Origin of the sequence: Sorangium sp. So ce327 (assembly GCF_051530205.1) — a bacterium.
GTDB classification, from domain to species: Bacteria; Myxococcota_A; Polyangia; order Polyangiales; family Polyangiaceae; genus Sorangium; species Sorangium cellulosum_B.
In genome coordinates this window covers 12,405,726-12,421,568 of record NZ_CP150330.1, presented here as the reverse complement: position 1 = coordinate 12,421,568, position 15,843 = coordinate 12,405,726, and the positions used below count along the sequence as shown (strand labels likewise).

Annotated in this window: 9 protein-coding genes and 1 pseudogene; 6 read left to right on the top strand and 4 right to left on the bottom strand. The window is 71.1% G+C overall.

Annotation, left to right across the window (positions count from 1 at the left end):
• Positions 1-147: 147 nt before the first annotated feature.
• Positions 148-1,512, top strand: a complete 1,365-nt coding sequence (locus tag WME95_RS46525) for a hypothetical protein (RefSeq protein WP_437905626.1) — start codon at positions 148-150, stop codon at positions 1,510-1,512.
• A 232-nt stretch (positions 1,513-1,744) separates the two neighbouring features.
• Here the strand turns inward: WME95_RS46525 and WME95_RS46520 are convergent, their stop codons facing one another.
• Together WME95_RS46520 and WME95_RS46515 are read right to left on the bottom strand one after the other, a co-directional pair.
• A complete protein-coding gene (locus tag WME95_RS46520) occupies positions 1,745-2,767 on the bottom strand; it encodes an aminoglycoside phosphotransferase family protein (RefSeq protein WP_437905625.1) in 1,023 nt (340 codons plus the stop codon).
• Positions 2,768-2,801: 34 nt separating this feature from the next.
• Entirely contained in the window at positions 2,802-3,140 is a 339-nt protein-coding gene (locus WME95_RS46515; RefSeq protein WP_437547384.1) for a hypothetical protein, read from the bottom strand.
• 71 nt (positions 3,141-3,211) lie between these two features.
• Between WME95_RS46515 and WME95_RS46510 the strand changes: the two genes are divergently transcribed.
• Together WME95_RS46510 and WME95_RS46505 are read left to right on the top strand one after the other, a co-directional pair.
• Positions 3,212-5,077 (top strand): DUF2169 family type VI secretion system accessory protein, encoded by a 1,866-nt coding sequence (locus tag WME95_RS46510; RefSeq protein WP_437905624.1) that lies wholly within the window; start codon positions 3,212-3,214, stop codon positions 5,075-5,077.
• A 960-nt stretch (positions 5,078-6,037) separates the two neighbouring features.
• Positions 6,038-7,552: a type VI secretion system Vgr family protein gene (locus WME95_RS46505; RefSeq protein WP_437905623.1), complete on the top strand. Its 1,515-nt coding sequence runs from the start codon at positions 6,038-6,040 to the stop codon at positions 7,550-7,552.
• 19 nt (positions 7,553-7,571) lie between these two features.
• Here the strand turns inward: WME95_RS46505 and WME95_RS46500 are convergent, their stop codons facing one another.
• Positions 7,572-8,795 (bottom strand): STAS domain-containing protein, encoded by a 1,224-nt coding sequence (locus WME95_RS46500; protein WP_437905622.1) that lies wholly within the window; start codon positions 8,793-8,795, stop codon positions 7,572-7,574.
• 407 nt (positions 8,796-9,202) lie between these two features.
• Positions 9,203-9,778 (bottom strand): annotated as a pseudogene (locus WME95_RS46495) (HsdM family class I SAM-dependent methyltransferase); the annotation flags it as partial.
• Between the two features lie 1,200 nt (positions 9,779-10,978).
• Here WME95_RS46495 and WME95_RS46490 point away from each other — a divergent pair.
• The 3 genes from WME95_RS46490 to WME95_RS46480 are packed head-to-tail and all read left to right on the top strand — an operon-like array spanning position 10,979 to position 15,683.
• On the top strand, positions 10,979-12,424 hold the full coding sequence (locus tag WME95_RS46490; RefSeq protein WP_437905621.1) for a hypothetical protein: 1,446 nt from the start codon (positions 10,979-10,981) through the stop codon (positions 12,422-12,424).
• A complete protein-coding gene (locus WME95_RS46485; protein ID WP_437905620.1) occupies positions 12,421-14,628 on the top strand; it encodes a hypothetical protein in 2,208 nt (735 codons plus the stop codon). Before WME95_RS46490 ends, WME95_RS46485 begins: the two co-directional genes overlap by 4 nt.
• Positions 14,625-15,683, top strand: a complete 1,059-nt coding sequence (locus tag WME95_RS46480) for a hypothetical protein (protein WP_437905619.1) — start codon at positions 14,625-14,627, stop codon at positions 15,681-15,683. Before WME95_RS46485 ends, WME95_RS46480 begins: the two co-directional genes overlap by 4 nt.
• Positions 15,684-15,843: the final 160 nt, after the last annotated feature.

The following is a 15,843-nucleotide window of genomic DNA, read 5'->3' as shown; positions in this document are numbered from 1 at the left end:
GCCCGCGGGCCGCGCCCTCTGGTACCGTGGGCGCCCCGTGCCCTCCGCCCCGCAGCGCTCCCCCTTCGCCGGCAATGGCCCGGTCGACCCCCTCCACGCCGCCGCGCTCCCTTGTCGCCGGGCGCGCCCTCCGGTCCGGGGCGCCGCATGGCGCTGAGGCTCCGGGTCACCTGGCGCAATGCGGGCAGCCCGCTTCTGCCCGACGCGCTCGCCGACGTGCAGGCGACGGCCGACGACGCGCCGCTGCCGCTCGCCGGATCGAGCCCTGGGCGGCGCGAGTTCGTGATCCCCGCCGGGGCGTCGCGCGTCGCGCTCAGCGCACGCTTCTCGGCGGCGTTCGACGCCTTCGAGGACGTCCCCGCCCTGGAGGAAGAGGTCCTGTCGGTCGACCAGGCGTTCGACGTGGCGAGCGGCGGGACGGCGCTCAGCCCCGCCCCTGACCCGGAGCTCGGGCAGGCCCACCCGCTCGTCGACGTGCAATCGGCGCCCGGCCTCGCGCTCGCCCAGATCAGGACGGATTTCGTCGATATCACCCCGTTCTGGATGGCCTACGCCGGGTATGCGGACGAGTACCGGCGCGAGCACCGGTCCGGGACCGAGCTCGTGGCCCTCGGCGCCACCGCGGGGGATCCGAAGATCTGGTTCGCGAGCATCCCGGAGGCCTGCAAGGCGCCGCCGGACGACGGGATCTCGGCCCTCGTGTTCTACCGGCCGGAAGGGTACCCGTATACCCGGGTCGACCAGCGCCACGAGATGTTCGGGCTGAATCGATACCTGCTCACGCCCGACCCGTCTCCCGGCGCGTCGTTCTGGGCGCGCGACGTGTTCGAGCGCGATCCGCGCGACCAGTCCCGCTGGGTCTATGTCCGCTGCGGCTTCGAGGAGGCGCTCGCCGCGAGCGGCAGGGCGGTGGTCATGCTGCACCCGTGGCCGAGCGGGGCGAGCTTCGGCGCCGCCACGACCGCGAGCCTGCCGGGCCTCGCCGAGGCGGCGCTCCGCTTCCTCTGCGGCGCGCGGAAGATCGGTACGGGGCAGGGCGGGCCGCGGCTCGGCAAGCTCGGGCTCGCGGGCTTCAGCGCCGGCGGACTGGCCCTGTGGCAGGCGCTCGCGGCCAACAAGGACCGCGTGAGCGAGGTGTTCGCGTTCGACGCCCGCGGCATCGCCAAGAATGAGGCCTTGCTCGTGCGCTGGCTCGGCGGCGACACCTCGCGCCGCCTGCGGATGACCGGCGGCCACCAGCTCGACGCGAACGCGGCGCTCCAGCAGAGGCTCCCCGGCCCCTCCAGGGAAGCGCGCCTGACCAGCCTGCCGCCCGACAGGAGCGGCTATCTCCCCGGGGCGAACCCGCGCTGGGATCACGTGTGCTCCTCGCTCGAGGCGAGCGAGAAGGAGTCCTATCTGAACGCCGGCTGGGTATGGCACCAGTTCGCGATGTTCGGGGGCTTCCCGGAGGCTGGAGAGCAAGCCGCCGTCACGTTCCTCCAGCGCTTTCTGGAGCAGTCGGAGCTCTGAGCCGCACCGAGGCCGAGATCCGGCCGGCCGACGACCGGGCATGTCAGATTCAAACGCCAGGGCGCCACAAGACGCCAAAAGACGCCAAAAGACGCCAAAAAAGAGACGGGATTGTTCGTGACAAGATAGCCAGGGTCGTCGACATGGCGTTCCGAGAGCCACGCGTCCCCCTTTCTCTCATCTGTTGGCGTCTTTTGGCGTCCCTTGGCGTCTTTTGGCGTCCAACTCTCTCTCACCACGCGATGAGCCGCGCCAGCACCCGCATGTCCTCGTCGTCGCCCATCCTCGCGAGCGCGGCGCGCGCCCTCGCGAGCGCGGGCTCGACGTAGCGCAGGTACGTAGGATCCACGCCGATGCGGTCGAGAAAGACGAAGCGGCCGGCGTCCTTCAGCTTGCGCTGGACCGTGAGCACATCGAACTCCCGGCCGAGCGCGTCGCGCGCCGGCCTGTCGAGCGAGGCGGCGGCCGCATAGTCGTCCAGCCGGGCCTCGATGAAGGAGCGATCCATGTCCTGAGCGCTGTCATTCAGGAGCGTCGCGAGATCGTAGGCACGCGGGCCGAGGAGGGCGTCCTGGAAGTCGAGCCAGGCGATCTCGAGGCCCCCGCCCGCCGCGTCAACGACCATGAGGTTCTGGCTCTGGTAATCGCGGTGAACGAAGCCCCGCGGCCACGCGGCGATGCGCCGGGCGAGGCGCTCCGAGACGGCGTCGAGCTCGGCCCGCGCGGCGTCGCCCAGCCTGAGCCCGCGCGCGTCGAGCGCCCACGCGCGGAAATGGTCGAGCTCCCAGCGCAGGAGCGTCTCGTCGAGCGCGCACGAGTCGACGATCGAGCCGCTCGGGAGCGCCGCGAGCGCCCGCTGCGCCCGGGCGATATCGCGCGCGGCCAGCGCGTAGACCTCGGCGCGGCGGGCGGGCGCGCGCTCGACGAAGGCCGAGAGCGTCGCGTCCCCGAGATCCTCCAGGAGGAGCAGGCCGTGCTCGCAGTCCTCGGCGAGCAGCGCCGGCACCCGGACGCCGCGCTCCCGGAGGAGCGCGTGCACCTCCAGGAACGGCCACCGCGGGGGAGCGGCGCCGACCGTGACGCCGTCGGCCCCCGCGCTCGGCGCGAACATCGCGACCGCCGTCCCGGCCGGCGTCACGACGCGCAGATAGCGCCGGCACGACACGCCCCCGCGCAGCGGGACCATCGACGACGGGACATGGCCCGTGGCCCGCTGCACGAGCCGGAGCAGGGCGTCGGTGTCGAGCTCGCGCACACCCTTTCCTACGCCGGCGGAGCGAGCCAGATGCTCAGCAGGCGCCGGCGCAGCCGTCGGCGCTGTTGAACCAGAGACCGCCCGAGTCCTCGCACGCGCTGCGGTCGTACCTGCCGGAGCAGCAGCGCTCCTGGCTCTCGCACACCTTCGCGGCGCCCTCGCCGCTCCGGAAGCAGCACTTCCGGCTCTCGGGCGCCTCGGGCGCGGCAGGATCCTCGGGCGCGGCGGGCTCCCCGGGCGCGGTCGCCTTCTCGATGACCACCGGCACCGCGGGCGCGACGAGCGTCGCCACCGTGTCGCAGCCGAACGAGGCAATCATGACGAGGAGGGCGAGCGCCGATCCCAGCGCACGAGCGTTTCCAGCCGGCTTCATGATCGCCGTGGGTGGCATGGGGGCAGTGCGGCGGCAAGTTCGTGACGAGAGCCGTGCTATAACGCCGCGGAATGGCGAACGGTGCGGAGAAGGGCGCGGCGAAGGGCGCGATGACCCGTGGAACGAACGGCGCGACCGGGCCCGTGAGGGTCACGCCGCTGAACGGAGCAGCCGCCGCCGCCGTCGCGTGGCGCAGCCGGGGCGAGCTCCACATCACCGTGATCGTCAAGGCCACCTTCGCCTTCGCGGCGGACGCGGAGATGCCCAGGGTCGAGCCGCAGCAGGTCGTCCAGGGCGAGGTCCATCACGGCAACAACCCTGGGCGGAGCGTCCGGCTCACGAGCGATCTGGCGCCGCACCTGGAGCGCGCCGACGTGCTCTTTACCGGCCACGCCCACGCGCCGCCGCCCGGCGCGCCCGTGCACGCCTTGCCCGTGCGACTCGCGATCTCCGATGAGGACGGGCCCCTGCTCGACAAGGAGCTCCTGATCAAGGACAGGGCCGGGTTCCAGCGGATGCCGCTCGTGTACGAGCGGGCGCTCCGCGGCGAGAACGACCAGGAGAACTTCCTCGGCGTGCAGGCGACGGGCGACGCGTCCGAGCCCGAGGCGAACATCGTCGATCCCCTCCAGCCGGCGCGCGCGGCCGGCTTCGGGCCCATCGCGCGCGCCTGGCCCGCGCGCAGGCGGCTGCTCGGGGCCACGCCCCGCAAGGCGCTCGACGCCGCCATCGCCGAGATCCCCGATCCCTTCGAGTGGGCCTATTACCAGGCGGCGCCCCCCGATCAGCGGACGCGTTACCTGCGCGGCGGCGAGTGGATCGAGCTCCACGGGCTCCACCCCACGCTGCCGCGGCTCCGGACGCGGCTGCCCGAGGCGCGCGGCCGAGCGCGCGTCCACGGCCTCTCCGCCTTCGGCGTGAGCGAGGGCCACCCGATCGAGCTGAACGCGGACATCCTGCGCATCGACGGCGACGAGCAGCGCTGCACCCTCGTCTTCCGGGGCAGCCTGGTCGTCCCCGGCGAGGCCGCGCTCGCGGCGGCCACCCTCGTGGCGGGGGTCGAGCTCCCCGGCGAGCCGCTCGAGTGGCCCGACAGGCCGGCGGAGCAGGACGCCGCGGCCCAGGATCTCGCGAAGGCAGCCGACGCGGCCGGCCGCGCGCGCGGCGTGGGAGGCGACGGCGACGGCGGCGACCCCCTGGGCGCGACCCAGGCCGCGCCGGCCGCCGGGGCGCGCACGGTGAGCCTCTCGGACGCTGGCGCGGTGGCCGCTGCCCTCGCCTCGGCGGCGGCGACGCCGTTCCGCCCCGGGTCGGCTCCCGGCGACATCGCCGGGCCGGCCGAGGGCGCGCACGGGCCGCGGGTCGACACGGGGACCCTCTCGATCTCCTCGGTGGAAGAAGGGCCGAAGGGGTCTCCCGCCGCGACGCTGGCGCTGCTGCCCGAGGAGGATGCCGGCGCGACGGACCAGCCCGCGCTCCCGTTCCAGCCGGCGCCCCCGGGCGGCGCGCTGCCTCCCTCGATGATCAGCCGGGAGCCGGTCACGGCGGAGGAGCGCGCGGGCTCGGGCACGCTCGCGCTCGCGATGGAAGACGACTGGGAGCCGGTCGCCGGCGCGCCCGGCCCCTCCGGCGCCGGCGCGCTCGCGGCCCCCCCTGCGCTCGTACCAGCCGCCGCGGAAGCGCCAGAAACGGCGGCAGCGCCGCTTTCGGCTCCTGAGCCGGCGGCGCCACCTCCGGAGCCGCTGCTGCCGGAGCCGCCTCCCCCGCCGAGGCCAACGCTGAGCGCCTCGCCTGCGCGCTCCCCCGAGGCGGACGAGCCGCCGCCGGCCCCGCCGCCCCGCAGGCCGCCGCCTCCATCGCCCGAGCGCCCCGCGCTGCCGACCCCTTCCCCCGCCTTGAGGAGGAGCCTTTACGAGCGCTTCGATCGCAAACGGTAGCTCGCCGAGCCCGCATCGACGAGCGTGAGGGGCGCCCGCGGGCGAGGCGCCCCTCAGCAGGAGCCCCTCCCCCACGTCACGAAGGATGGATCGACGATGACGACGCGCAGCCCCTCCGATTCAGATGCCCCTCAGCAGGAGACCCTCTCCCACGTCACGGACGATGATTCGACGAGGACCGCGAGCAGGCTCGCCGATTCAGACGCCCCTCAGCAGGAGACCCTCTCCCACGTCACGAACGTTGAACCGACGGAGACGGTGAGCAGGCTCGCCGATTCTGGCGCCCCTCAGCAGGAGACCCTCTCCCACGTCACGAACGTTGAACCGACGAAGACGGTGAGTAGGCTCGCCGATTCTGGCGCCCCTCAGCAGGAGACCCTCTCCCACGTCACGAAACTTGAACCGACGAGGAGTGTGCGCAGGCTCGCCGATTCAGACGCACCTCAGCAGGAGACCCCCTCCCACGTCACGAATGATGAACCGACGAGGACCGCGAGCAGGCTCGCCGATTCAGACGCCCCTCAGCAGGAGACCCTCTCCCACGCCACGAAACTTGAACCGACGAGGTCGGTGCGCAGGCTCGCCGATTCAGACGCCCCTCAGCAGGAGACCCTCTCCCACGCCACGAAACTTGAACCGACGAGGTCGGTGCGCAGGCTCGCCGATTCAGACGCCCCTCAGCAGGAGACCCTCTCCCACGCCACGAAACTTGAACCGACGAGGTCGGTGCGCAGGCTCGCCGATTCAGACGCCCCTCAGCAGGAGACCCCCTCCCACGTCACGAAACTTGAACCGACGAGGTCGGTGCGCAGGCTCGCCGATTCAGACGCACCTCGGCAGGAGACCCCCTCCCCCGTCACGAACGATGGTTCGACGACGACGATGAGCAGGCTCGCCGTTTCAAGCGCCCCTCGGCAGGAGCCCCTCTCCCAGGTCACGAATGAGGGATCGACGAGGACGGTGAGCAGGCTCGCCGATTCAGGCGCCCCTCGGCAGGAGCCCGTCTCCAAGGTCACGAATGAGGGATCGACGGGGACGGCGAGCGGGCTCGCCGATTTGCTGAACATTCGACTCGAGCTCTCCGGCTTCTCGTCCGACCTCCTCCAGGTGAGCAGACTCTCGGGGCGCGAAGCGATCTCCCAGCTCTTCACGTTCGACGTCGAGGTGGTCTGTCCGCGCGACGCCGAGGTCGACGGACAGGCCTTCACGGGCGAGAGCGTCGCGATCGTCTTCGAGCAGAACAGGGTCGAGGTGCGGCGCGTCCACGGGATGGTCGCGGAGGTCCACGACATGCTCGCGAACCTGCGCGACCACCGGGCGTACCGCCTGCACATCGTCCCGCGCGCCTACCGGCTGGCGCTGGTCGAGACCACGGAGATCTCGATGAACAAGGCGGTGCCGGACCTCATCAAGCAAAAGCTCGAGCTCGTGGGCCTGAGCGGGAGCGACGTGGTGCTCAGGCTCTCGGGCACCTACCCGCCGCGGGAGTTCACGGTGCAGTACCAGGAGACCGATCTCGCCTTCATCAGCCGCCTGGCCGAGCACGCCGGGATCAGCTTCTTCTTCGATCACCAGGACGGGCAGGACACGATGGTCTTCACCGACGGCGCCGGCTTCGAGCCCGCGGCCGGCGCCGAGTCCGTCCAATTCCGCGAGAACAGCGACACGCGCGACGTCTTCGAGCTCGAGGCGAGATCGCGGCTGGTGCCGAGCGTGTATGTCGCCCGCGACTACAACTACCGGCAACCGATGCTCGATCTGACGTCGGAGCACGTCCTCCCCACGGGGTACGCGGGGGGCGTGATCGAGTACGGCGGCCATTACAAGACGCCGGCGGAGGGGAAGGCGCTGGCGCAGGTCCGGGCCGAGGAGCGGCAGGCGACGCAGCTCGTGTACGCGGGCAGGAGCGCGGTGTGCGGGCTCGGCGCGGGCGCGCGATCGACGCTGGAAGGGCACCCGAACCTGGAGTCGCTCGACCTGCTCTTCGTCGAGGTGGAGCACCGCGCGACGCTGCTGACCGGCAGCGACGAGCCGCGGCGCTACGTGAACACCTTCCGCGCGATCCCGGGCAAGAACACGTACCGGCCGCCGCGCGTCACGAAGGCGCCCCGGATCAGCGGCGTCGTCACGGGGATCGTCGACGCCGGGCCGGGGGGCGGGGGCAACGACGCGCAGATCGACGATCAGGGCAGGTACATGGTCCGGTTCCTGTTCGATACGGGGGCGGCCGGCGGCGTGTCGTCCAGGCCGGTGCGCATGCTCCAGAACCACGCTGGAGCGAACTACGGCACGCATTTCCCGCTCAAGCCGGGGACCGAGGTGCTCATCGCCTTCGTGAACGGCGACCCGGATCGGCCGGTCATCGTGGGCGCCGCGCCCAACCCGCTGACGCCCTCTCCGGTCAACAGCGCGAACCGGTCGACTCACCGGATCAAGACGCAGGGAGGCATCGTCTTCGATCTCGTGGACGAGTGAGCCGCCTCGACGACGCCGCTCAGGGAGCTGGCTTCTTGCCGGGCGCGGGGCTCGCGGCGGAGGAGGCGCCCTGGGCGCCTGTCATGGCCCGGATGGCGTAGTTGAGGGCGGCGCGCAGGTTGCGCTGCGTGTTGAGCTGGGTGAGGTCGAGGCCGAGCGCGACCATGGTCTGGGCGACGGTCGGCTTGATGCCGGCGACGATGCCGTCCGCGCCGAGGAGGCGGATGGCGGTGATGAGCTGGATGAGGTGGCTGGCGACCCTGGTGTCGACGACCTCGACGCCGGTGAGGTCGAGGATGGCGAAGCGCGCCCGCTTCTCGACGATCTGCGCGAGCAGGCTGTCCATGACCTCGGCCGTGCGGACGCTGTCGACCGTGCCGACCATCGGGAGCGTGAGCACGCCGTCCCAGACCTCGATGATCGGCGTCGAGAGATCGCGGATCACCTTCTGCTGCGCCGCGATCTGGTCGATCTGGACGCGCAGCTCGTTCTCGACGATCCGGGAGTCCGACACGTCGAGCGAGACCCCGAGCACGCCGTCGATGGGGCCGCCGGGCTCGCTGGGGAGCGGGACGAGCCAGGTGTCCCAGTCGGCGCCGTGCGCCTCGCTGCGACCTCGGCGTATCTGGCCGTCGTACCATTTCCGCATCTCGGCGGCGGCCTCCGGGGTGGCCCCATAGAGGTCGTACACGCTGCGCCCGACGTGCTGCCCCCGTGTGAACCCGGCCTTCGCGACCGCCTTGCCATCGTGATAGAGGTAGATCCCGTCGCCGTCGAGCGCCCATATCGTCAAGGGATCCACGTGCTCGGCGAGGCCGTCGAGGATGCGCGCCTTGAGCCGGAGCGTGCTCAGCTCCTCCTCGGTCATCGGGGTCGCGGCGGCCAGCGGCGCGGCCGCGGGCGCGGCCGCGGGGCGGAGCGAGCCGAGGACGGCGCTCCGGTCGGACGATCGGCTGGCGCTGCACGACAGCGCCCGGTAGGCGCCGCCGCCGTCGCGCAGGCGCACGCTGAACGAGACGGGCTCGTCCCTCTGAAGGAGCGACGACCAGGCCGCCGAGAGCGCGGCGCGATCGTCCGGGTGCGCGAGATCCGCGAGGCGCGCGCCCCCCTCGACCCCGGGGCCCAGCGCCTCGCGCAGTCCGCCGCTCCCGTGGAGCAGCGCTCCGTCGGCCGAGGCGATGAAGAGCAGATCGGCAGAGCGGGCGAAGAGCTCGCCGAGCAACACGCTGGGGGCAGTTTCCATCAGTCTCACGACTCCTCAGAGAGCAGAGAAGGATAAGTGTAGCGTGAACGGAGCAGGCTGTGAAAGAGCTCCCTGCCGGCCGTCATGCGATTGAGCCGGGAGAAACGCGCCACGCCGTGGGGGAGCTAGCGCTAGCGTGGCGAGCGCTGCGCGGCAAGACGGTGAGCCGGCTCGCCGCTGAATGAGCTACGGCGAGGTGGGCCGAGGACGGGAAGGCGCCGCTTGCGTGGACCGGAGCGGGAGAGGTGGGAGAGGTGCGGGTGCAGGGGATTCCGGGAGCGCGTCACGACAGATTCGTGACCGCGAGGCCATGGACTGGGGCGGTCTGAACGAGGGACCGGCATGTCACCAGGACCCCAGAGAGGGGGTGTTTCGGTGCGGAGCGGGATCATGAAGAGAGTTCGTCCTCACGGCGAGGTGCTCCCGGCCGACGCTCGCGCCCTCAGATCGGCCTCCACCGTCTCGAACTGCTCGAGGGCGGCCCGCAGGTCCTCCACGATCTCTCCTGCGATCACGTCCGGCGCCGGCAGGTTCTCGGAGGCCTCCAGGCTCTCGTCCTTCAGCCAGAAGACGTCGAGGCTGCACTTGAGCTCCGCATAGTCGTAGGCTCGCCACTGCCCGGTTGGATGCTTCTCGGAGAACGTCGCCCGCCGCTTGTGCAGCTCACCGGGCTTGTAGCAAGCGACGAAGTCGTCGAGATCGGCGCGCGCGAGCGGGTTGGTCTTGAGCGTGAAGTGCTGGTTCGTGCGGAGGTCGTAGACCCAGAGCTTCTTCGTCCACGGCTTTTCGCTGGCGGGCTTCTTGTCGAAGAAGAGCACGTTCGCCTTCACACCCTGCGCATAGAAGATGCCTGTGGGGAGCCGGAGCAGCGTATGGACGTCGCAGTCGTGGAGCAGCTTGCGGCGGATCGTCTCCCCTGCCCCGCCCTCGAAGAGCACATTGTCGGGCACGACGACGGCCGCGCGCCCATGGATCGCGAGGATGGGGAACTCCCGGACGGCGACGCCATGCGCCGCATCGAGGTTCATCGCGTGCCTGTCCTGCACGGCCCAGCCGGCAGTCGTCAGCGCGTCGTCGATGTTCTTCCGGCAGCATCTTCGGGACGAGTCATGGGCTGGATCAGGAAGCGTAACGAAAGCAGCGGGTTCCCGTCGATACCGAGGCGCGGTGGATGGCTGTTCCACCCGGAAGCGCCAGGTAGGATATCGACGCCGGAGCAGGCGGGGAACGGGCGAAGGAAGGTGAACCGAGCGCAGGTGCAAAGGTGGAGAGAGCTCGAGCCGCGGGTCGCGATGGCGGAACCTCCCGGCGCCGCGCACTCCGAGGAGCTCTAGCCGGCAGCTCGCGAAGGTCGCGACCGAGGAGCGCGAGAAGGAGGCCACGCTGCGCGCGAAGCAGAACGCCATGCGCAAGAGCGACAAGAGCTTCGGCCAGGCCGCCACGCTGCTCGCCGCGAGCTTCACGTTCGCCGGCCTCGAGGATCTCGCCGCCAAGGTGCGCCCGTCCGGCCGCAGACCCGGCCGGACCGCAGCCGAGGAGGACGACGCGCTGCCCCCCCGAGGAGCCCGCCTCGCCCGGATCGCCTCCAGCGCTCGAAGGCGACTGACCGCCGGCAGCGCCCGAGAGCGGCCCCTATGCTCCCCAGATCGCGCTGCCACGGCCGGGAAACGCGATGATCCCGCGGCGAAGCGCGCTCTGAACCGTCCCCCTCGGGCGTCGCCGCGGACGCAGCCCTTCCGAGGCAATCGGCAGCTCCGGCGCCGCCGGACCTCGCCTTTCTGACGGCTCCAGCGTCGTCTCGCCCCGGGCTCGTCGCCTGTGGAGCGGCTGCTGCGTCGTCTCGCCCTGGGCTCGTCGCCTGTGGAGCGGCTGCTGCGTCGTCTCGCCCTGGGCTCGTCGCCTGTGGAGCGACTCCAGCGTCGACCGCCGCACCTCCCTGCTTCCCCTGCGCTTCGGTGGACGGCGCTGGCGTCACCGCGGACTCCCGTCGGATGCACCGGAGGACACCTCCCCGGTCCGGCGACGGTCCGAGCATTGAGGACGGACGACATGGCGCGCGAAGGCGTGCTCCTCGGCCGAGCAATGTCCCACCGCTTTCGTGAGCACGCTTGCACCTGGGAAACGGGCGCGCGAGCGTGCTTGGGCGAGAAATATCGCGGGGTGGAGGCAATGAGATGAGAACGGTGCGATTGGCGACGATCGTTGCGGCGGCCCTTGCCGCCCTGGTGCTTGGTGCGACCGTGCCCGGGTGCCTGTGGGATCGCGACGACGAACCCCTGAGCGGGAGGATCTGCGCGATTCCGAATACCGGCGTCGTCGAGCACTGCGTCGACGCGAGCGAGGGCCCGGCCAGCGCGTGGGGCAAGGCCGAGGCGGAGGGCGAGCTGCCGATATTCATGTGGGCGAGGTGGTCGGGTCGCGTGACGCCCAAGGAGCTCATCGCGAACGAGGCGGAGCTCGGGGCCTGGTTCGACACCGTCGATCGTGTCGTGTCCTATGTGCGCGACGAGAAGAAGCACGCCGAGTCGCTCCGGGCGACGCTCCACGGCGAGCTCGGTCATCTGCTCCGGCTGATCAGGGATAGCCAGGAGGAGGCCCTCCAGGCCGAACCGATCCATGCGGCCGAGAACTTCAACGAGGCGATGACCGGCAAGGCGAGCGCTGAGCGGGAACCCCTCGCCGCAGCGATCGCGGCGGACAAGCTGGCGATGGCCGCCGTGCAGGCCGTCCTCGATCGAGCCAGGGACGAGGGCGCGCCGCTGCAATCCAGGTACGCGGGCGCGGCGGCGCGCTTCGCCGCCTACCGCGCGACCGAGGCGGCGGAGACGGCGGCGTACGCGGCGCTCTCGGCGCAGGCGTCGCGATCGGTGATAGAAGGGCTCGACGGCGTGGAGCAGGCGGTGCTCGCGGCGGCGCGCGACGCGAGCCGGGCGCCGAGCGAGCTCGCCGCGGAGGTGATGAACCTGTCGGCGGAGCTCCGGGCGTTCGCGGTGTCGTTCGACGAGGCGATCGCGCCGCACAAGGAATTCCTCGCGACGCACGGCGCGGTGGTGCCTGACATGACGTCGGGGGCGCTGCGCTCGCTGAGCGCGATGCTGGGCTACGCGCAGCGGCGCGTCGCCCGGAGCGACGCGACGGCGACGGCGCTGCTCGGGGGCATCGCGCTGCGCCGGCAGGCGCTCGTCGCGCTGGAGGCGGACGAGGGGGCGCGCGAGGCGAGCGCGCGGTCGCGGAGCCGCCGGGCCTCGGAGGCGTTCAGCGAGGGAGCGCGCGCGCGGGCGGCGGCGCTGTCGGCCGCGCCGCCGATGAGCGAGAAGCTCGGGCTGCCGCTCTTGGCCGAGCGGTGCGGGGCGCTTGTGGCGCTGGTGCAGATGCGGCCGCTCTGCGAGGCGGCGTCGTCCTCGTGGCGAGAGGCGGGGTGCGCGGCGCTCCGAGGGCGGTTCGACGCCGCGGAGGCCGAGCTCAGGACGGGCTTGCCGCAGAAGATCACGGCGGGCCTTGAGGCGCTGCGGGAGAAGGGGATGGGCGCGGCGGAGCTCGACGCAGCGCAGGCGAGGCTCGACGCGGGCGACGTGAAGGGCGCCGCGATCGCGTATGACGCCGCCGTGCGCGGCGCGGAGGGGACATGAGAGGCTCGAAGGACGTCGCGCTGCGCGGCCGGAGCGCTGCCGTGTTCCACAAGCTGGTCGCGGTGGTCACGGTGCTGGCGGTGCTGGCGCCGTCGTTCGCTTGGGCCACCACGCCATACACCGTGCTGTGGATGAGCCGCCAGGACGCCACCTCGTGCGCGGACCCCGAGCTGGAGACGGAGGGCGCCGCCATCTTCGAGGTGAACCAGACGCCGCTGCCCACCTATGGGATCCCGGGCGCGGTGGAGATTTACGGCGACGGTTCCGCGAGCAACACGCTCGAGGCGGAGTTCGACTCGGTGCTGCTGCGCATGGGCGCGAACGACTTCCACTTCGGGGTCCACGTGAACGGCGGCGACTGGTGTACCCACGCGCACGACGTGGTGCACCTCGTCTCGGAGCCGCTCGGGCTGAACAAACCGCTCTTCGACGTCCGCCGCGATGGGACCGGATTCGAGGGCGACACCGACGTCGACCTGAGCCTCGCGGAGATCAACCCCGCGCTCGCGCGCGACATCGCGGAGCTGGAGGTCGCGATCGGGAAGCTGATGGAGGCGATCCTCCGCAACGCCGCCAAGGTCGCCGACCTCCGGGCGAGGATGGACCTCTTGCGGCAGCTCGATCTGGAGCTGCACGACCTTGTGAACCGGCCGCTGGACGAGATCTCGCGGACCGACCTCGACGCGATCCTCGACCGGTACAAGGACGTGGTCGACGCGGAAACGCGGGCGGCGATGGAGCAGCTCGTCGACGACCTGAAGAAGAGCGTCAGCGATCTCGACGACGAGCTCGCGCGGCTGATCGACGAGTTCGGCGCGCAGGCCGACGAGGTGGCGGACCTGGCGACGCAGGACGCGCGCGCCGAGGGGTGGAACCCGGATGACCCGTGGGCGTACGCGCTGGGGGAGAGCGAGGTGCCGTGGGTCGAGGTGCCGGACATCGCGGAGGTGGACGGTGCGTTCGACGAGGGGAGAGACCCGTATGCGGCGTACGCGGACGCGGTGATCGCGGCGCTGGAGGCCGACGTGAGCGGCGGGGTGGTGGTCGCGCGGGCGGATTTCGTGGCGAACGTGCGGGCGTGGCGGGACAACAGCGCGGCGCTGGAGATCGCGCTTCGCGACCGGATGGGGGTGTCGCTGGCGGAGACGAACGCGTTCCTGAAGGCGCAGAACCGGATCACGGCGGTCGTGCGGCGGTACATGGATGCGTCGGACTGGTTCGTCGACACGCCCGTCCCGCCGGACCTGCGGGCGCAGGTGGACACGGTGCTGAAGCCGCGGTTCGACGCGCTCGCCGACCAGCTGAAGGACAGCCTGAACCAGTGGACGGGGGACGGGCTCGACCTGGAGCAGACGCAGCTCTACCAGACGATCAGCGCGTTCGCGGGCGCGATGTCGACCGTCGCCGAGGGGTTCGGGGCGTACGCGGAGGTGATGCAGACGCTCGTGCACGCGACGACGCGCATCGGGGTGGGGTTCGTGCCGGTGGTGGGGCCGGCGCTCGACCTGTGCGAGGCGGTGACGGGCAAGGCGTGGTGCTTGCCGTCGGGGGAGGAGCTCAGCGACGAGGAGCGGATCTTCTCGGGCCTGGGGTTCGGCCTCGGGGCGGTCGGGCCGATGTGGCGCGCGGTCAAGACCAGCGGTGGGCTGCGACCGGCCGCGATCCGGGTGGCCGGGGAGATCGCCGAGATCGAGGAGGCGTTCGCCAAGATCGTGAAAACGAAACGCGTCCGGGGGTACAAGAACCTCCGCGGGGCGGTCACGAAGCAGAAGAAGGTGGACATCTTCGAGAAGAAGGCGGCGAAGTTCCTGGTGGACGATGGTCGATCGCTCGTCGGGGTCGGCGACGACGCCGTGCGCGAGGTGGTGGGGATTCCGAAACACTCAAGCCCCGGTGGCTCCGAAGGCATGGCGCCCGACTTCGTCTCGATATCCAGCGGGCACAAGCTGATCGTAAGCGAAGCAAAGGGCGGCGGAACGATCCCGGTCGGCGACGTGCTCGATCAGCTCACGAATGCGATGAAGGCGCTGAAGGACAAGGGGTTGGAGGGAGACGTGGCTCGGCTCGAGCTCATCATGGAGCAGGGGGCGGAGTTCAAACCGAAGAAGTTCACCGTCAAGGACGGCTACTTGTTCGATTGGGACGCTGGCGAGACCGTTACCATCGAGGGTTTCAACAAACCCATCATGGTGATCCGCCTATGAGCAACTCAGGACCTCAATTCTTCGCCTGGTGTGACGAGCCACAACGGATCGACGGGTTCGCGGCGGCGCTGTCCGCGCTGATCATTCCAGGGTATACCATCAGCCTTATGATGGGCGCGAGCCTAACGTGCAGGACGTTCTTCATCGACGAGGCGCTCGCCATGGTACGCGCCCACTTCGGAGGTTTGAAGAGCGCTCACATAGGCTCCAGCGTGAGGCCGAACGACTCCAAGCGCGTCATGAGGTTGAGCCTCGGGTGCTACCCCGAAGAAAGCGAGCGTCGCCATCCTTATGGCCCTCTCGAGGCGAAGGCGGGCGAACGCAAGTGGGATTTTTACCCCTACGAGATCCCCGTGGGCAGGGGCCCCCGGTCCGTGGAGGCCGAGGCCGCAGCGGCCTACCACGTGGTCCAGGGCGACATCGAGGATCTCCTGCTCCGCCTCTGCGCGCCGGACGCGAGTGGGCGCGTGCCGACCGGCGCGTGCACGGGCGAGGAGGACTGGATCGCCCCGGTCGAGATGTGCGCGACCTACAATGCGAACGCCGCGGAACTCGCGCGCGATCTCGCGCTTTCGTGGGTGAGCCTCCATCACAAGGAGAGCGTCTCGCGCATCGCGGGCACGCCGCTTTCGGCGCTCCATGCGCGTGTGGACGCCGCGCCCCGTGGTGCGCGCGTGCCCATGAACAGCTCGAGCGAGCTCGCCGGCTCGCTCTCGCGCGAGACCGTGCTGAAGGTTCTCGCGATGCCGCCGGCCACCCTGCTCGATGCGCTCGAGGCCGCGGCGGTGCCCGATGAGGCGTGGCGCGCGGCCGAGCCCCAGGCGCGCGAGCTCCTCGAGCTACGCCGCCAGCTCGACGACGAAGCCGCGGGGGAGGTCCCCCCCGCCTTCTGGGTGGACGTCACGACGCGTGAGCACGCCCGCTTCCTCGAAGAGCATGCCCCCTTCCACGTCCGGCGGCTCCCGAGCGGCGGCGTGGTGCTGGCCACGCACCCGTACCGCACGCTCTGGCCGCTCTGGGCCGACGCGCTCTTCGTGCTCGGCCTGATGTCGTGACGTCAAGCCAAGCCACACGCTCGGGAGGCCGTGACGCTATGGGTCAAGATCAAGCCCGGGGAATGACGGCTGGGGCCGGCCGGCAAGAGGGCCGCGATGGAGGCCGACCCTGTTCTGTGACGAAGGGAAACCAATGGTCCGTCAGCAAGGTGTAAATGAT

What these genes read in the sequence shown, in the direction of transcription:
- WME95_RS46525 (WP_437905626.1), top strand. Translation starts at nt 148, where the DNA reads ATGGCGCTGAGGCTCCGGGTCACCTGGCGCAATGCGGGCAGCCCGCTT.
- WME95_RS46515 (WP_437547384.1), bottom strand. Translation starts at nt 3,140, where the DNA reads ATGAAGCCGGCTGGAAACGCTCGTGCGCTGGGATCGGCGCTCGCCCTC.
- WME95_RS46510 (WP_437905624.1), top strand. Translation starts at nt 3,212, where the DNA reads ATGGCGAACGGTGCGGAGAAGGGCGCGGCGAAGGGCGCGATGACCCGT.
- WME95_RS46500 (WP_437905622.1), bottom strand. Translation starts at nt 8,795, where the DNA reads ATGGAAACTGCCCCCAGCGTGTTGCTCGGCGAGCTCTTCGCCCGCTCT.
- WME95_RS46485 (WP_437905620.1), top strand. Translation starts at nt 12,421, where the DNA reads ATGAGAGGCTCGAAGGACGTCGCGCTGCGCGGCCGGAGCGCTGCCGTG.
- WME95_RS46480 (WP_437905619.1), top strand. Translation starts at nt 14,625, where the DNA reads ATGAGCAACTCAGGACCTCAATTCTTCGCCTGGTGTGACGAGCCACAA.